The sequence below is a fragment of the Streptomyces sp. NPDC058620 genome (genome assembly GCF_042717135.1).
Lineage (GTDB): Bacteria > Actinomycetota > Actinomycetes > Streptomycetales > Streptomycetaceae > Streptomyces.
In genome coordinates this window covers 15,373-32,048 of the sequence record NZ_JBHXQO010000028.1, presented here as the reverse complement: position 1 = coordinate 32,048, position 16,676 = coordinate 15,373, and the positions used below count along the sequence as shown (strand labels likewise).

At 67.3% G+C, this 16,676-nt stretch carries 14 protein-coding genes and 1 tRNA gene; 6 read left to right on the top strand and 9 right to left on the bottom strand.

Annotated elements, in window-relative coordinates:
- Positions 1-178: 178 nt before the first annotated feature.
- Positions 179-535 (top strand): DUF6344 domain-containing protein, encoded by a 357-nt coding sequence (locus tag ACFWSK_RS23595; RefSeq protein WP_383789533.1) that lies wholly within the window; start codon positions 179-181, stop codon positions 533-535.
- Between the two features lie 377 nt (positions 536-912).
- On the opposite strand, the gene ACFWSK_RS23590 is transcribed toward ACFWSK_RS23595, so the two are convergent.
- The 9 genes from ACFWSK_RS23590 to dnaA form a co-directional block, all read right to left on the bottom strand.
- Positions 913-989: transfer RNA gene (locus tag ACFWSK_RS23590), tRNA-Ile, on the bottom strand.
- 70 nt (positions 990-1,059) lie between these two features.
- Positions 1,060-1,638 carry a DUF3566 domain-containing protein gene (locus tag ACFWSK_RS23585; RefSeq protein ID WP_383789530.1) on the bottom strand — a complete coding sequence of 193 codons (579 nt, stop codon included), beginning with the start codon at positions 1,636-1,638 and terminating at the stop codon, positions 1,060-1,062.
- A 105-nt stretch (positions 1,639-1,743) separates the two neighbouring features.
- Positions 1,744-4,359 carry a DNA gyrase subunit A gene (gyrA, locus tag ACFWSK_RS23580; RefSeq protein WP_383789527.1) on the bottom strand — a complete coding sequence of 872 codons (2,616 nt, stop codon included), beginning with the start codon at positions 4,357-4,359 and terminating at the stop codon, positions 1,744-1,746.
- Positions 4,360-4,405: 46 nt separating this feature from the next.
- Positions 4,406-6,475: a DNA topoisomerase (ATP-hydrolyzing) subunit B gene (gene gyrB, locus ACFWSK_RS23575; RefSeq protein ID WP_383789524.1), complete on the bottom strand. Its 2,070-nt coding sequence runs from the start codon at positions 6,473-6,475 to the stop codon at positions 4,406-4,408.
- Between the two features lie 403 nt (positions 6,476-6,878).
- Complete coding sequence (locus ACFWSK_RS23570; protein WP_383789521.1) at positions 6,879-7,499, bottom strand: DUF721 domain-containing protein; 621 nt, start codon at positions 7,497-7,499, stop codon at positions 6,879-6,881.
- On the bottom strand, positions 7,496-8,626 hold the full coding sequence (recF, locus tag ACFWSK_RS23565) for a DNA replication/repair protein RecF (protein WP_383789518.1): 1,131 nt from the start codon (positions 8,624-8,626) through the stop codon (positions 7,496-7,498). Before recF ends, ACFWSK_RS23570 begins: the two co-directional genes overlap by 4 nt.
- A gap of 46 nt (positions 8,627-8,672) precedes the next feature.
- On the bottom strand, positions 8,673-9,551 hold the full coding sequence (gene gnd, locus ACFWSK_RS23560) for a phosphogluconate dehydrogenase (NAD(+)-dependent, decarboxylating) (protein WP_362844775.1): 879 nt from the start codon (positions 9,549-9,551) through the stop codon (positions 8,673-8,675).
- Between the two features lie 132 nt (positions 9,552-9,683).
- Positions 9,684-10,814, bottom strand: a complete 1,131-nt coding sequence (dnaN, locus tag ACFWSK_RS23555; protein WP_383789515.1) for a DNA polymerase III subunit beta — start codon at positions 10,812-10,814, stop codon at positions 9,684-9,686.
- Between the two features lie 916 nt (positions 10,815-11,730).
- Entirely contained in the window at positions 11,731-13,515 is a 1,785-nt protein-coding gene (gene dnaA / locus ACFWSK_RS23550; protein ID WP_383789512.1) for a chromosomal replication initiator protein DnaA, read from the bottom strand.
- 379 nt (positions 13,516-13,894) lie between these two features.
- Here dnaA and rpmH point away from each other — a divergent pair, with 379 nt between their 5' ends.
- The 5 genes from rpmH to ACFWSK_RS23525 are packed head-to-tail and all read left to right on the top strand — an operon-like array spanning position 13,895 to position 16,587.
- A complete protein-coding gene (gene rpmH / locus ACFWSK_RS23545; protein ID WP_003967884.1) occupies positions 13,895-14,032 on the top strand; it encodes a 50S ribosomal protein L34 in 138 nt (45 codons plus the stop codon).
- Between the two features lie 19 nt (positions 14,033-14,051).
- A complete protein-coding gene (gene rnpA, locus ACFWSK_RS23540) occupies positions 14,052-14,423 on the top strand; it encodes a ribonuclease P protein component (RefSeq protein ID WP_328911246.1) in 372 nt (123 codons plus the stop codon).
- Complete coding sequence (gene yidD, locus ACFWSK_RS23535; RefSeq protein ID WP_383789509.1) at positions 14,420-14,782, top strand: membrane protein insertion efficiency factor YidD; 363 nt, start codon at positions 14,420-14,422, stop codon at positions 14,780-14,782. Before rnpA ends, yidD begins: the two co-directional genes overlap by 4 nt.
- Before the next feature lie 3 nt (positions 14,783-14,785).
- Entirely contained in the window at positions 14,786-16,063 is a 1,278-nt protein-coding gene (gene yidC / locus ACFWSK_RS23530; protein ID WP_383789506.1) for a membrane protein insertase YidC, read from the top strand.
- A 14-nt stretch (positions 16,064-16,077) separates the two neighbouring features.
- Positions 16,078-16,587: a protein jag gene (locus tag ACFWSK_RS23525; protein WP_383789503.1), complete on the top strand. Its 510-nt coding sequence runs from the start codon at positions 16,078-16,080 to the stop codon at positions 16,585-16,587.
- The last annotated feature ends 89 nt before the right edge of the window (positions 16,588-16,676 follow it).

The following is a 16,676-nucleotide window of genomic DNA, read 5'->3' as shown; positions in this document are numbered from 1 at the left end:
GCCGCCCGGTCATCCGCCTCGCGGAACCACCGAAATCGGCATTTTCCGGACCGGTTGCACCATACGAGTGGTGTTCATCTGAAGATCGGCGTACCGGGGGCGTCGGTCGCCGAAATCGCGGGCCGGATCCACATCATCGGGAAGGTAAGCAAACCGGACCACCTGAAAGCGAGGGGCCATGAGCACCTTCAGGGTCAAGAGCATCTGGACCGCCTTCATCACCGCCTTCTTCGCGATCCTCGCGTCACTGGGGCTCGCCACAAGCCACGCCACGGCCGCCGAGCCGACGGTCACGACCCACGAGCACACGGGTGCCACCGCGGCAACTCCGACAGCCCCTGCCGTGCGATGGACCCTTCCGCGTGACAGGGCGCTGCCACCCACGATGAAGCAGCGCATCCGCGCCGAGGCGCACGGCTCCTCGCCGGCCACCCGTCCTCTGTCCGCCGACACGACGGACGCGCCCCTCACCACCGACGGCGCACGCACCACCCACGGCGCCCCTGCGGGCGACTCCTCACTTCTCCCGCCCTGAGAGCACCGCGGGCGCTGAGAGCGCCTGGAGGCGCCGATAGCGCCCGCGACCGACACACAGGGCCCCAGGTCCGGTTCACACCGGGCAGGGGCCTTTTCCGTGCGTCCGGGCTGTTGAGCCCCACCCAGTCCCCGCTCCACCGACGGGAGGGCGCTCACCTCTTCGCCACGTCGCCCCTTCGCCTCTTCGCCCCTTCGCCGCCTTACGGCAGCGGATCGCGCCGCGCGCGGTCGCGGTGTGCGCCAGGGAGACGAAGTCGTACGGGAAGGAAGGGGGCCGACGACCCGCGGACCGGTCGGCTCCACTCCGCCGTGGCCCCAAAGGCGCCCCGTGAACGCCAAAGGCCCCCAACCACGAATGGTTGGGGGCCTTTGTACTGGTGGGGCTAACAGGATTTGAACCTGTGGCCTCATCCTTATCAGGGATGCGCTCTAACCAACTGAGCTATAGCCCCGCCGCGCTGTGCGCTGACTTCTGAAGATTAGCGCACGTCGGGGCCAGTCCCAAAATCGATACCTGGCGCGCTACTCGTCCTCGGCCAGAGTGAGCTCGACTCCACCCACGAAGCCGGCCGACAAGTTGTAGATGAAGGCGCCCAGCGTCGCCAGCGCGGTGGCCAGTACCACGTCGATCACCGCGATGACCGAGGTGAAGACGAGCACCCGCGGCAGCGACAGGAACGACTGCAGATCGAAGCCGTTGCTCTCGTTCGAACCGGTGGCCTCGCTGATCGTGCCGCCCACGGTGGAGAAGACGCCCATCGCGTCCATCACCATCCACAGGACCGCGGCCGCGACCACCGTGCAGATGCCCAGCGCGATGGACAGCAGGAAGCTGACCTTCATCACCGACCACGGGTCGGCCTTGGCCACCCGCAGACGCGCCTTCCGCGTACGCGGAGTGGTCCGTGCGCCCGTCCGGGGACGGCGCATGGCCTGCGCGCCCCCCGCGGTGCCCCCGCCCTGCGTGCCGCCCACAGGCGCCGCGTAGGCCTGCGGCGGGTGATAGGGGCCCGCCTGCCCCTGCGCGGGCTCACGCTCACCGGGCAACGGCCCGGTCGCATAACCCTCGTACTGGGGCTGTGGCCCCCGAGTGTCCGTCACAGTGCCCCCTTGGGAGTCCGTGGCAGGGCCACGGGCACCGTTCGCTCCAGCTCCGGAAGCGGCCGAACCGGCGCCCGTGGCTCCACTCACGCTCTACTCCTCGTGCTACCCGGCCGAAGGCTCCGTGCCCTCGGCAGTGCCCTCGACCACGCTCTCGGCCTGAGCCTCAACCGTCTCGCCTTCAGCATCATCGGCCCCATCGACCTCTTCAGCCTCACGACCGGCCTCGGCGTTGCGCGCAATGCCGACGACGGCGTCACGCTTGCCCAGATTGATCAGTTGGACGCCCATGGTGTCACGGCCCGTCTCCCTGACTTCATTGACTCGCGTGCGAATCACACCACCGCCGAGCGTGATGGCGAGGATCTCGTCCGTCTCCTCCACCACCAGCGCACCGACGAGCGAGCCCCTGTCCTCCACGATCTTGGCGGCCTTGATACCCAGGCCGCCCCGACCCTGAACGCGGTACTCGTCGACGGGAGTCCGCTTCGCGTACCCACCGTCGGTGGCAGTGAACACGAACGTACCCGGCCGGACAACATTCATCGAGAGCAGTTCGTCTCCTTCACGGAAACTCATGCCCTTGACGCCCGAGGTGGCACGGCCCATGGGGCGCAGCGCATCGTCCGTCGCAGTGAACCTGATCGACTGGGCCTTCCTGCTGATGAGCAGCAGGTCGTCCTCGGCCGAGACCAGCTCCGCACCGATCAGCTCGTCGTCGCTGCCGTCCTCGGTCTCCCGGAGGTTGATCGCGATGACACCGCCGGAACGGGGCGAGTCGTAGTCCTTGAGCGCGGTCTTCTTCACCAGACCGCCCTTCGTGGCCAGGATCAGATAGGGCGCCGCGTCGTAGTCACGGATCGCCAGGATCTCGGCGATCTGCTCGTCCGGCTGGAAGGCCAGCAGGTTGGCGACGTGCTGACCACGCGCGTCCCGTCCGGCGTCCGGGAGCTCGTACGCCTTCGCCCGGTACACCCGGCCCTTGTTCGTGAAGAACAGCAGCCAGTGGTGCGTCGTCGACACGAAGAAGTGGTCGACGATGTCGTCTTCCTTGAGCTTCGTACCGCGCACGCCCTTGCCGCCGCGCTTCTGCGAGCGGTAGTCGTCCGTCTTCGTGCGCTTCACATAGCCGCCGCGAGAAATCGTGACGACGATGTCCTCCTCGGCGATCAGGTCCTCGATGGACATGTCACCGTCGAAGGGCACCAGCTTGGACCGCCGGTCGTCGCCGAACTTCTCGACGATCGCCGCCAGCTCCTCGCTGACGATCTGGCGCTGCCGCTCGGGCGAGGCCAGGATCGCGTTGTACTCGTTGATCTTCGCCTGGAGCTCGTCGTGCTCGGCGGTGATCTTCTGGTGCTCCAGCGCGGCCAGCCGGCGCAGCTGCATCTCCAGAATCGCGTTCGCCTGGATCTCGTCGATCTCCAGGAGGCCCATCAGGCCCTCGCGCGCGATCTCCACCGTGTTGCTGCGCCGGATGAGTGCGATGACCTCGTCGATCGCGTCCAGCGCCTTGAGCAGGCCACGCAGGATGTGCGCCCGCTCCTCGGCCTTGCGCAGGCGGAACTTCGTACGCCTGACGATGACCTCGATCTGGTGCGTCACCCAGTGCCGGATGAACGCGTCGATCGACAGCGTGCGCGGCACACCGTCGACGAGCGCCAGCATGTTCGCGCCGAAGTTCGTCTGCAGGTCGGTGTGCTTGTACAGGTTGTTCAGTACGACCTTGGCGACCGCGTCACGCTTGAGCACGACGACCAGGCGCTGACCGGTGCGCGAGGACGTCTCGTCACGGACGTCGGCGATGCCGCCGACCTTGCCGTCCTTCACCAGGTCGGCGATCTTCTGCGCGAGGTTGTCGGGGTTGGTCTGGTACGGAAGTTCCGTGACGACCAGGCACTGACGGCCCTGGATCTCCTCGACCGCGACGACCGCGCGCATCGTGATCGAACCGCGGCCCGTGCGGTACGCGTCCTCGATGCCCTTGCGGCCCACGACGAGCGCGCCCGTCGGGAAGTCGGGGCCCTTGATCCGCTCCAGCAGCGCGTCCAGCAGCTCCTCGTGCGAAGCCTCCGGGTGCTCCAGGTACCACTGCGCGCCGGCCGCGACCTCGCGCAGGTTGTGCGGCGGGATGTTGGTGGCCATACCCACCGCGATGCCCGCCGAGCCGTTGATCAGCAGGTTCGGGAAACGCGCCGGGAGGACGACCGGCTCCTGGTTACGGCCGTCGTAGTTGTCCTTGAAATCGACGGTCTCCTCGTCGATGTCCCGGACCATCTCCATGGACAGCGGCATCATCTTGCACTCGGTGTACCGCATCGCCGCGGCCGGGTCGTTGCCCGGAGAACCGAAGTTGCCGTTGGAGTCCACGAGTGGCATGCGCATCGACCAGTGCTGCGCCAGTCGCACGAGCGCGTCGTAGATCGAGGAGTCGCCGTGCGGGTGGTACGTACCCATGACGTCACCGACGACACGGGCGCACTTGTAGAAGCCCTTCTCGGGCCGGTAGCCGCCGTCGTACATCGCGTACAGCACACGGCGGTGGACGGGCTTCAGACCGTCCCGTACGTCCGGCAGGGCACGCGACACGATGACGGACATCGCGTAGTCGAGGTATGAGCGCTGCATCTCCGTCTCGAGCCCGACGGGCTCGACACGCATACCGACGCCCGGGACAGCGGGCTCCTCTTCGGGCATCACAGGGGTGTTCTCGTCGGCCATTGCTGGTCAAAGTCCTTTCGCACTGCGGCTTGCTTGTACGGCCGACTCAGATGTCGAGGAAGCGGACGTCCTTGGCGTTGCGCTGGATGAACGAGCGCCGAGCCTCGACGTCCTCGCCCATCAGCACCGAGAACAGGTCGTCGGCCTGCGCCGCGTCGTCCAGGGTGACCTGGCCGAGGACCCGGTGGTCCTGGTCCATCGTGGTGATGCGGAGCTCCTCGGCGTTCATCTCGCCGAGACCCTTGAAGCGCTGGATCGAGTCTTCCCGGGTCCGCTTGCCGTTCTGCTTGCCGAGCTCGACCAGGGCGTCGCGCTCACGGTCCGAGTACGCGTACTCGAAGTCTTCCCGGCCCCACTTGATCTTGTAGAGCGGCGGGCGCGAGAGGTACACGTGCCCGGCCTCGACCAGCGGCCGCATGAAGCGGAACAGGAACGTCAGCAGCAGGGTGTTGATGTGCTGGCCGTCGACGTCGGCGTCCGCCATCAAGATGATCTTGTGATAGCGGAGCTTCTCGATGTCGAAGTCCTCGTGGACCCCGGTACCGAAGGCCGAGATGAGGGCCTGGACCTCGGTGTTCTGCAGGATCTTGTCGATCCGGGCCTTCTCGACGTTCAGGATCTTGCCGCGGATCGGCAGGATGGCCTGGTACATCGGGTTACGGCCCGACTTCGCCGAACCACCGGCGGAGTCACCCTCGACGATGAAGATCTCGCACTTCGTCGGGTCGTTGGACTGGCAGTCGCTGAGCTTGCCCGGCAGCGAGGCGCTCTCCAGGAGCCCCTTGCGGCGGGTCAGGTCACGGGCCTTGCGGGCCGCCACCCGGGCGGTCGACGCGGCGATGCCCTTACGGATGATGTCGGCGGCCTCGTTCGGGTTCCGGTCGAACCAGTCCGTCAGCTGCTCGTGGACGACCTTCTGCACGAAGGTCTTGGCCTCCGTGTTGCCCAGCTTGGTCTTCGTCTGGCCCTCGAACTGCGGCTCGCCCAGCTTCACCGAGATGATCGCCGTCAGACCCTCGCGGACGTCCTCACCGGTGAGGTTGTCGTCCTTCTCGCGCAGCAGCTTCTTCTCGCGCGCGTACCGGTTGACGAGGGAGGTCAGCGCCGCACGGAAGCCTTCCTCGTGCGTACCGCCGTCATGCGTGTGGATCGCGTTGGCGAAGGAGTAGACCCCCTCCGTGTACTGCGTGTTCCACTGCATCGCGATCTCGGCCGAGAGGAGTCGCTCCTTGTCCTCGGCCTCGATGTCGATCACCGACTGGTGAATGACGTCGCCCTTGCGGGAGTTCAGGTACTTCACGAAGTCGACGATGCCGTCCTCGTAGTGGTACGTGACCGTCCGGGTCGTCTCCTCCTCGGGGAGGTCGACCGCCTCGAGGCTGTCCGCGCCCGCCGTCGCCTTCGCCGACTCGCGCTCGTCCGTCAGCTTGAGCGTGAGCCCCTTGTTCAGGAACGCCATCTCCTGGAAGCGGCGCGAGAGGGTCTCGAAGGAGTACTCGGTGGTCTCGAAGACGTCTCCGTCAGCCCAGAAGGTGACGCTCGTGCCGGTCTCGTCGGTGGCCTCGTGACGCGCCAGCGGGGCGGTCGGGACGCCGAGCTTGTAGTCCTGGGTCCAGCGGTAGCCATCGGTCCTGATCTCCACGGCCACCCGCGTGGACAGGGCGTTGACGACGGAGACGCCGACGCCGTGCAGACCACCGGAGACGGCGTAGCCGCCGCCGCCGAACTTGCCGCCGGCGTGCAGCACGGTGAGGACGACCTCGACGGCCGGCTTGCCCTCGGACGGCACGATGCCGACCGGGATGCCACGGCCGTTGTCGATGACGCGCACCCCGCCGTCGGCGAGGATCGTGACGTCGATGGTGTCCGCGTGCCCGGCCATCGCCTCGTCGACCGAGTTGTCGACAACCTCCTGCACGAGGTGGTGGAGACCGCGCTCACCGGTGGAACCGATGTACATGCCAGGGCGCTTGCGGACCGCGTCCAGGCCCTCGAGCACCGTGATCGCACTGGCGTCGTACGAGGACGTGATCTCGCCGTTCTCACCGGTTGTGGACGGGTTGTTCTGGTTGGGGTTGCCGGAATCGGCCACGAAGCGCCCTTTCTGGCACAGCACAGGCCGTTCTCCGGACAGGCGGGAGCGGCTGCGTCGTTCGGCTTGTATCGACGAATCCCGCACAGGGACGGGATTACTCACCAGTCTACCGGTAGCGCTGACACGAATGGGGGTTTGCCGGTACCTGAGTCCGCATGTGCCGCCCTGAACCAGAGCCCACCGACTCCCCATATTCGGGAAGGGGGCCGAGGAGGCTCACGCGGGCATTGAGCGCTTCGGCCTGTCAACCTCCCGCTACGGTGAGGGACGCAGCACATCGACCGGCGGTCGCCAACCCGTACATAACGCCATAAGACGGGAGCAGTGGACAGTGCCCGGGAGCGGCCCCCCACCCAGGGGAAGGCGAAGCGAAAAGCCCCGGCACAGGCCGGGGCACTACCACCACCGAGCGGAAAACCCCAGCTCAGCCGTACGTGTCCCCAGGACCCGTACTCCCCGGTGCGCGCAGGGGACCGAAGCGGCGCTGCGGACCCGTCGGCCCCAGGACCTTGATCAACCGCACCGTGCCCTGCCCGAGATCCGTGTTCAGCCGTGCCACCAGCTGCGGAGCCAGCAGTCTCAGCTGCGTCGCCCATGCCGTCGAATCGCACTGCACGGTCAGCACGCGCTCGGCCGGAGCCTCGTCGTACCGCAGGGGCACGCAGTGATTCGCCAGATCGTCACCCACGATCTGCGGCCACCGACCCATCACACCGCCCACCGCCGCAGGCGTCTCCCAGCCGCGTTCGGTGATCAGCCGGTTGATCGCCGAACCCAGCGGCAACGGATCACGACCGTCGGACCGCGCCCCCGAACGCAGCCCGCCGCCCCGCCTGGCCTGCTTCTTCTGCTGCGCCGCAGCACCACGCGCACGCGCCTGCTCCTTCGCCGCCCGCAGGGCCACCCGCGCCAGATCGACCCCCGAGACCTCCGGCTGCTTCGCCACCCGTTCCCGTACATCCGGCTCACCCACGGAATCCAGCGAGGGCTCGGAACCTCCCGTACCAAGCCCCGACATCCCTGACGTCGCTCTGCGGTTGCTCATACCCGCTCCACCCCGCCCGCGGACACCCCGTACCGCACACCCGCGAGCACACCCGGGACGTCGTCGTCCACGGCGGCGGTCACCAGCACCTGCTCACCCGCAGCCACCAGCTCCGCCAGCCGCTCCCGGCGCCGCGCGTCCAGCTCCGCGAACACGTCGTCCAGGATCAGCACCGGCTCGTTGCCCTCGGAGCGCAGCAGCTCGTACGAGGCGAGGCGCAGCGCCAGCGCGTACGACCAGGACTCGCCATGACTCGCGTAGCCCTTCGCCGGCATCCCGCGCAGCCCGAGCAGCAGATCGTCACGGTGGGGGCCGACCAGGGTCACGCCCCGCTCGATCTCCTGCTTACGGACCTCGGCGAGCGCGGCGATCACCTGCTCGTACAGCTCCTCACGGGTCCGCGCGGGCTCCACCCCGGCCCCGATCGAGCTCCGGTACTCCAGGGTCACGGGTCCGCCGCCCGGCGCGACATCCCCGTACGCCTTGTCAGCGAGGGGCTCCAGCGTGGCGATCAGATCCAGCCGCTGCGCCAGCAGCTCGGCACCCACCCGGCCCAGATGCTGGTCCCAGACGTCCAGCGTCGACAGGTCCATCGAACGGCCACCGTGCCGGCGCGCCATCGCCGCGGACTTCAGCAGGGTGTTGCGCTGCTTCAGCACGCGCTCGTAGTCGGAACGGACCCCCGCCATCCGCGGCGAACGCGCCGTGACCAGCTCGTCGAGGAAGCGGCGGCGCTCTCCGGGATCACCCTTCACCAGGGCCAGATCCTCCGGAGCGAACAGCACCGTCCGTACGATGCCCAGCACGTCACGCGGCCTGACCTGCGAAGACCTGTTGATCCGGGCACGGTTCGCCCGCCCCGGATTGAGTTCGAGCTCGATCAGCTGCGAGCGCTCGCCCTGGGTGACGGCGGCCCGGATGACGGCCCGCTCGGCCCCCATCCGCACCAGCGGCGCATCGGACGAGACGCGATGGCTGCCGAGCGTCGAGAGGTAGCCGATGGCCTCGACGAGATTGGTCTTGCCCTGGCCGTTGGCGCCCACGAACGCGGTGACGCCCGGGTCGAGAGGAACCTCGACCCGGGCGTACGAGCGGAAGTCGGCCAGCGAGAGATGCGTGACGTGCATGTGCGCCGACCTCCCGATTTCCTGCTCCGTGCTGGTACTGCTCGATCTACTTCTTGTTCTCGACCGCGTGGCCGCCGAACTGGTTGCGCAGCGCGGCGATCATCTTCATCTGCGGGGAGTCGTCCTGGCGCGAGGCGAACCGCGCGAAGAGCGACGCGGTGATCGCGGGCAGCGGCACCGCGTTGTCGATGGCGGCCTCCACCGTCCAGCGGCCCTCTCCGGAGTCGGCGGCGAAGCCGCGCAGCTTGTCGAGGTGCTCGTCGTCGTCCAGCGCGTTGACCGCCAGGTCGAGCAGCCAGGAACGGATGACCGTGCCCTCCTGCCAGGAGCGGAAGACCTCGCGCACGTCGGTGACGGAGTCGACCTTCTCCAGGAGCTCCCAGCCCTCGGCGTACGCCTGCATCATGGCGTACTCGATGCCGTTGTGAACCATCTTCGCGAAGTGGCCGGCGCCGACCTTGCCCGCGTGCACGGAGCCGAAGTCACCCTCGGGCTTGAGTGCGTCGAAGATCGGCTGGACCTTCGCGACGTTCTCGGCGTCGCCGCCGTACATCAGCGCGTAGCCGTTCTCCAGACCCCAGACGCCGCCGGAGACTCCGCAGTCGACGAAGCCGATGCCCTTGATGCCCAGCTCGACCGCGTGCTTCTCGTCGTCCGTCCAGCGGGAGTTCCCACCGTCGACCACGATGTCGCCGGGCGACAGCAGGGCGGCCAGCTCGTCGACGGTGGACTGGGTCGCGGCACCCGCCGGGACCATCACCCAGACGACCCGCGGGCCCTTCAGCTTGCCCACGAGCTCTTCGAGGCTCTGGACATCGGAGACATCCGGGTTGCGGTCGTAACCGATGACGGTGTGGCCTGCGCGGCGGATGCGCTCGCGCATGTTGCCGCCCATCTTGCCGAGGCCGACGAGACCGAGCTCCATCAGAGATTCCTTAAGCGTTGTGCCGATTCGTACCCAAGGACGAGCCTACGCCCGGCCGGGGACAGCGCGGCGGGCCTGCTCAGCGCTGAGCGTGCCCGCCGGATGCTGCCGTGACAGGTCCCGGTCGTCGGATCAGCCGGAGAGGCGGACCGGCATGATCAGGTACTTGTAAGCGTCGTTCGCCTCCGCGTCGACGGCCGGCCGGCCGCTCAGCAGGGCGGGCTTGGTGGACGTCGTGAAGGAGAGCTGGGCGACCGGGGAGTCGATCGCGCTGAGCCCGTCCAGCAGGAACGTCGGGTTGAAGGCGATCGAGATGTCGTCACCGTCGAGCACGGCGTCGACGCGCTCCACAGCCTGTGCATCGTCGCTGGAACCTGCCTCCAGGATCAGCACGCCCTGCTCGAAGCTGAGCCGCACCGGGGTGTTCCGCTCGGCGACGAGAGCCACACGCTTGACGGCCTCGACGAACGGGGCGGTCTCGATGACCGCGACCGAGTTGAACTCGGTGGGGAACAGCGTCCGGTACTTCGGCAGGTCGCCTTCGAGCAGCCGCGTCGTCGTGCGGCGCCCCGCACCCTCGAAACCGATCAGCCCTTCACCGGCACCGGAACCCGACAGCGCGAGCGTGACCGTGTCACCGCTTGTCAGCGCCTTGGCGGTGTCCAGAAGCGTCTTGGCGGGGACGAGAGCCACCGCCGAGGCGTCCGGGTTCTCCGGCTTCCACAGGAACTCACGGACCGCGAAGCGGTAGCGGTCGGTGGAGGCGAGGGTGACGGTGTCGCCCTCGATCTCGATCCGGACGCCGGTGAGGACGGGCAGCGTGTCGTCCCGGCCCGCGGCGATGGCGACCTGGGCCGCGGCCGAGGCGAAGACCTCACCGGGAACGGTGCCGGTCGCCGTCGGCATCTCCGGCAGCGCCGGGTACTCCTCCACAGGAAGGGTGTGGAGTGTGAATCGCGAGGAGCCGCAGACCACGGTCGCCCGTACACCGTCTGTGGAAATCTCCACCGGCCTGTTCGGAAGGGCGCGGCAGATGTCGGCGAGCAGCCGGCCGGAGACGAGCACCGTGCCGTCCTCGTCGACCTCCGCGTCCACCGAGACCCTTGCCGAGACCTCGTAGTCGAAGCTCGAGAAGCTGAGGGCTCCGTCCTCAGCCTTCAGAAGAAGGCCCGCGAGAACGGGCGCCGGCGGACGGGCCGGGAGGCTTCGGGCCACCCAGGCCACCGCCTCCGCGAGTACATCGCGCTCCACCCGGATCTTCACCGGAACCGCCTCCTGCTGTTGCTCGCTCGCCCTGCTGGCCTTCGTCGTCTGGTCGGGGTCTTCCTGCCGTGGGGCTGGGGAGGACGCCGGGGTCCAGTCTGACGTACGGCACCGACACTCGTTGCTGCTCGGGGTCAAGTCGCGACGAGAGGTCCGGAGCGGTCCTGGCCGAAGTTGTGCACAGGCCCCACTTCGAAGCGGATTCCTGGCTAACTATGTGTGGCAGTAGTAGTAGGGCCTGTGGAAACCGTGGATAACGTCGTTTTCGCAGGTCAGGCCCGGTTTTTTGTCCACCGACCCTGTGGGCGGCGCCGGTGGACAACCGAGGGCTTCTGTGGACACGCGAAAGTTCTGCACACCCGGTGCACAGGAGCCAGTCACTTCTCCCCAGGGCTGTCCCCAGCTTTACCCACGTTCCCCACAGCCCAACCGACCCTCTTGGTGTGACGCCTTTCACTCCGGGCGGTGAGAGCGTGTGTTGTGTTGCCGAACAGTGGACAGGGGTGTGGAGAAGCTGGGGACAACATCATCCAGCCTGTGGGCCGTCGGTGGACAACCCAAACGGCCCCCTGTGGACGAATAAGTTGTCCACAGGCTGTGGATCATCGTTGACCACAAATCCCCAACCACCTGACCTGGCCTGATGGAGTATCGGCTGGCGAGCCTGTGGACGCATTATGGACAACTTTGTAGTCCCCAGGCTGTGGACGGTGGATTACCCGCAGATCTGTGGAGAAGTGCTCTCCACGAGGCGATATTCGAACAGCGCGGACGCGAAGGGGCGGGCCGGAACGTGGCCGCGAGGGGTCTCGGGCGGCTCCGAGAGCCTTCCCGGCACGACGAAGGGCGCCCCAGGAGGCCATTTACGGTCCTCCTGGGGCGCCCTTCGTCGTACAGGAGCGGAATCCCCAGCCCGTCAGCTGTTCTTGATGCGGTTGGTGAGCTCGGTGACCTGGTTGTAGATGGAGCGCCGCTCCGCCATCAGCGCACGGATCTTCCGGTCCGCGTGCATCACCGTCGTATGGTCACGGCCGCCGAACTGGGCGCCGATCTTCGGCAGGGACAGGTCCGTCAGCTCACGGCACAGGTACATGGCGATCTGGCGGGCCGTCACCAGCACCCGGCTGCGGGACGATCCGCAGAGGTCCTCCACCGTCAGACCGAAGTAGTCGGCGGTCGCCGCCATGATGGCCGGCGCGGTGATCTCGGGTGCCGCGTCCTCGCCCCCCGGGATCAGATCCTTCAGCACACCCTCGGTCAGACCCAGGTCGACCGGCTGCCGGTTGAGGCTGGCGAAGGCGGTCACCCGGATCAGGGCGCCCTCCAGCTCCCGGATGTTCCGCGAGATGCGGGAAGCGATGAACTCCAGCACCTCGGGCGGGGCGTTGAGCTGCTCCTGGACCGCCTTCTTGCGGAGGATCGCGATGCGCGTCTCCAGCTCGGGCGGCTGCACGTCGGTGGTCAGACCCCACTCGAAACGGTTGCGCAACCGGTCCTCCAGCGTCACCAGCTGCTTGGGCGGCCGGTCCGAGGAGAGCACGATCTGCTTGTTCGCGTTGTGGAGCGTATTGAAGGTGTGGAAGAACTCCTCCTGCGTCGACTCCTTGCTCGCCAGGAACTGGATGTCGTCGACCAGCAGGATGTCCACGTCGCGATAGCGCTTGCGGAAGGTGTCGCCCTTGCCGTCGCGGATCGAGTTGATGAACTCGTTGGTGAACTCCTCCGAGCTCACGTACCGCACCCGGGTCCCCGGATAGAGGCTCCGCGCGTAGTGCCCGATGGCGTGCAGCAGGTGGGTCTTGCCGAGCCCCGACTCCCCGTAGATGAAGAGCGGGTTGTACGCCTTGGCCGGAGCCTCGGCGACAGCCACGGCCGCGGCGTGGGCGAACCTGTTCGACGCACCGATGACGAAGGTGTCGAAGAGGTACTTCGGGTTCAGCCGTGCCTGCGGCTCGCCGGGGCGGGGCGAGGGTGACGACTGCCCGCCCATCGTGCCGGGACCGCCACCGCTGCGCCCTGTACCGGGGCCGTTCTGCCGGTGCTGGGGCTGCGACTCCTGCATGTCGTGGCGGTCGGGGCGCTGTTCGTAGCCCTGGCGCTCCGGCGGCTGGGGGCGGTAGTCGTGCTGCGGCTGCTGGGAGCGCGGGTTCGCGTACGGGTCGCGGTCCTGGTAGCCGCCGTGCCGGGGCTGCTGCCAGGAGAGGTCGTCCTGGGTACGCGGCCAGGCGCCGGGCTCGGGGCGCTGCTGCTGGTAGTCCGGGTAGGCCGGACGAGCCGTCGGCATGCCGTCGTCGGAGGGCCGGCGGCCGTAGTTGTCGTAGGAGTCCTCGTGCTGGGGGTCGTCGCGCTGCGGCCCCTGGTAGCGGTGGGACTGCTGGCCCTGGTGCGACTGATGCATCGGGGGTGCCGGCGGGGACGGCGGTTCGCCGGCCGAGTCGTCGACGGTGATCGCGATACGGATCGGACGGCCGCACTCACGGGTGAGCGTCTCGCTGATGAGCGGCGCGAGCCGGCCCTCCAGGACGCGCTTGCCCCATTCATTGGGGACGGCGAGCAGTGCGGTGTCGGCGACGAGTGCCAGGGGCTGGCAGCGCTCGATCCACTGCTTGTCCTTCGGCTCGATGCCCTGCTGCCCCTCCCCGAGCAGTTGCTCCAGCACGCGTGGCCACACTGCGGCAAGATCGGCAGGTACGTCAGCCACAGGGCACGCTCTCTCGCAGGTCCCACGAATGTGTGGTTCTCGGGACGGATGGGTCGGGTCGGGTGAGGCCCGGCAGTCGGGAAGGAAAAGAACCGAAGTTCAACCACGGTAGTCAGGCCGACCCGCACGGTTCAAGTTGTTGTCCACAGGCTGTGCACAGCGGGGGGCCGCGCGGGGCCGGTTTGACCGGATGGCGCAGCCGCGCGTACCGTGACCAGGTCGAGTTGTCGATGGCTGCTGCCGCCTGCCTCCGATGGGCAAAGATCACGATCTGTGATTGTGAAGCGGTGCACTAAGGCGTTTACGCGAGTTCCTCGTGGGCGCACGGTGACAGCCAGGCGATGTCCCGCCAACACACGATCATTTCTGGAGCCCCCGAGTGAGCAAGCGCACCTTCCAGCCGAACAACCGTCGTCGCGCCAAGACCCACGGTTTCCGCCTGCGTATGCGTACCCGTGCCGGCCGTGCGATTCTCGCGAACCGCCGTGGCAAGGGCCGCAGCAGCCTGTCCGCCTGATCGCTAACAGGTCCATGACGTGCTGCCTACCGAGAATCGGCTGAGGCGGCGCGAGGACTTCGCGACCGCGGTACGACGAGGACGCAGGGCTGGTCGCCCGCTACTCGTTGTCCATCTGAGCAGCGGTTCAACGGACCCGCACGTGACTGGGGAGAGTGCTCCCCCGCCGCGTGCGGGTTTCGTTGTCAGCAAAGCTGTGGGTGGAGCGGTCGTACGCACTGCGGTGAAGCGAAGGCTTCGCCATCTGGTCCGCGAACGGCTGGCTCAGCTGCCCCCCGGTAGCCTTGTTGTCGTACGAGCGCTGCCCGGATCGGGCGACGCCGACCATGCACAGCTGGCCCGAGACCTGGATGCCGCCCTTCAGCGGCTCCTGGGAGGGGGCGCGCGATGAAGTACCCGCTGCTGGCTCTCATCAAGCTGTATCAGTGGACGATCAGCCCACTTCTCGGGCCTGTCTGCCGCTACTACCCGTCGTGTTCCCACTATGGATATACGGCGATCGACCGGCACGGTGCGATCAAGGGAACGGCGCTGACCGCATGGCGCATCCTTCGATGCAATCCGTGGTCACCCGGCGGTGTGGATCATGTTCCGCCACGCAGACGTCCGCGCTGGCACGAACTGCTGCGCAGCTCTTTGCGCGGTGGCAAGGGCGGGGACTCCGCCGCCGATGTGCCGCCTTCCAGGGGATCGGCCTCCGAACCCCTGAGCCCGGCCACAGAGACCTCGCCCAATGCTCAAGGAGCCTGATTAGTGGACACGATTGCCAGTCTGTTCAGCTTTATCACCACACCCGTTTCCTGGGTCATCGTCCAGTTCCACAAGGTCTATGGCGCGCTCTTCGGTGACGACACGGGATGGGCCTGGGGCCTGTCCATCGTGTCTCTGGTGGTCCTGATCCGGATCTGCCTGATCCCGCTTTTCGTTAAGCAGATCAAGTCCACCCGGAACATGCAGGTGCTCCAGCCGAAGATGAAGGCGATCCAGGAGCGCTACAAGAACGACAAGCAGCGTCAGTCCGAAGAGATGATGAAGCTGTACAAGGAGACGGGTACCAACCCGCTCTCCTCGTGCCTTCCCATCCTGGCGCAGTCCCCGTTCTTCTTCGCCCTGTATCACGTGCTCTCGTCCATCGCCTCGGGCAAGACGATCGGCGTCATCGACCAGCCGCTGCTCGACAGCGCACGTCAGGCGCACATCTTCGGCGCTCCGCTGGCCGCGAAGTTCATGGACAGCGAAGAGAAGGTCCAGGCGCTCGGCGCCTCGCTGATGGACGTCCGTGTCGTCACCGCGATCATGATCGTGATGATGTCGGCCTCGCAGTTCTTCACGCAGCGCCAGCTGATGACGAAGAACGTCGACCTGACGGTGAAGACCCCGTACATGCAGCAGCAGAAGATGCTGATGTACATCTTCCCGATCATCTTCGCCGTCATGGGCATCAACTTCCCCGTCGGTGTCCTCGTGTACTGGCTGACCACCAACGTCTGGACCATGGGTCAGCAGATGTACGTGATCAACCAGAACCCGACGCCGGGCAGCAAGGCGCAGGAGCAGTACCTGGGGCGTCTGCTGAAGAGCGTCACCGCTCATGGACAGGTACGCGGCCGGACGCGGCGCAACACCGTCAAGCGGGTCGTGGCCAAGGGCACGGACCGTAACGACATCGAGCGCAAGTTCATCACCGGTCTGGCCAAGCTGGGTCTCGCGGCCCAGGAGGACGGCACCGTCGCCAAGAGCGACGCCGCTATCGCCGAGGCCGAGGGTGCTCCCGCGCCGAAGCGCCAGCAGCCCAAGCGCCAGACCAAGGCGAAGCGCCACACGAGTGCCGCCCAGCCCGGCGGGGCCAAGGAATCCGACTCCACCGAGCCGGAAGCCAAGACCTCGCTGGAGAAGCGGGATGCCTCACAGGACGCAGCACAGGACGACCAGCCGAAGCCGGCGGGCAAGCCCGCTTCCGGCTCCTCACGCCAAGCCAAGTCCGGACAGCGCAAGGGCCCGCAGCGGCCCAAGCACCCGTCCAAGAAGTAAGAAGGAGTCCATCCGTGACGGAAGGCACCGTGACCGCGGCCGCTGAGGGCAGCGACACTCTGACCCGCCTTGAGCAGGAGGGTGAGATTGCGGCTGATTACCTCGAGGGCCTGCTCGACATTGCCGACCTCGACGGCGATATCGACATGGATGTCGAGGCGGACCGGGCGGCAGTCTCGATCATCAGCGACTCGGCACGTGATCTGCAGAAGCTGGTGGGGCGCGACGGTGAGGTGCTGGAGGCTCTGCAGGAGCTGACGCGTCTCGCTGTCCACCGGGAGACCGGCGACCGCAGCCGTCTGATGCTGGACATCGGCGGCTTCCGGGCCAAGAAGCGTGAGGTTCTTGCCGCGCTGGGTGCCAAGGCCGCGGATGAGGTCAAGAACTCCGGTGAGCCGGTGAAGCTGGACCCCATGACGCCGTTCGAGCGCAAGGTCGTGCATGACGCGGTCGCGGCAGCCGGTCTGCGCAGCGAGTCCGAGGGCGAGGAGCCGCAGCGCTTCGTCGTCGTTCTGCCGGCCTGACCGGACCCTTGTACTGTCGGCCCCGTCTGTTCGCAGGCGGGGCCGATCTTTGTCAGCCTGATAGTCAGCCACCCACAGTGCGCTAGTGC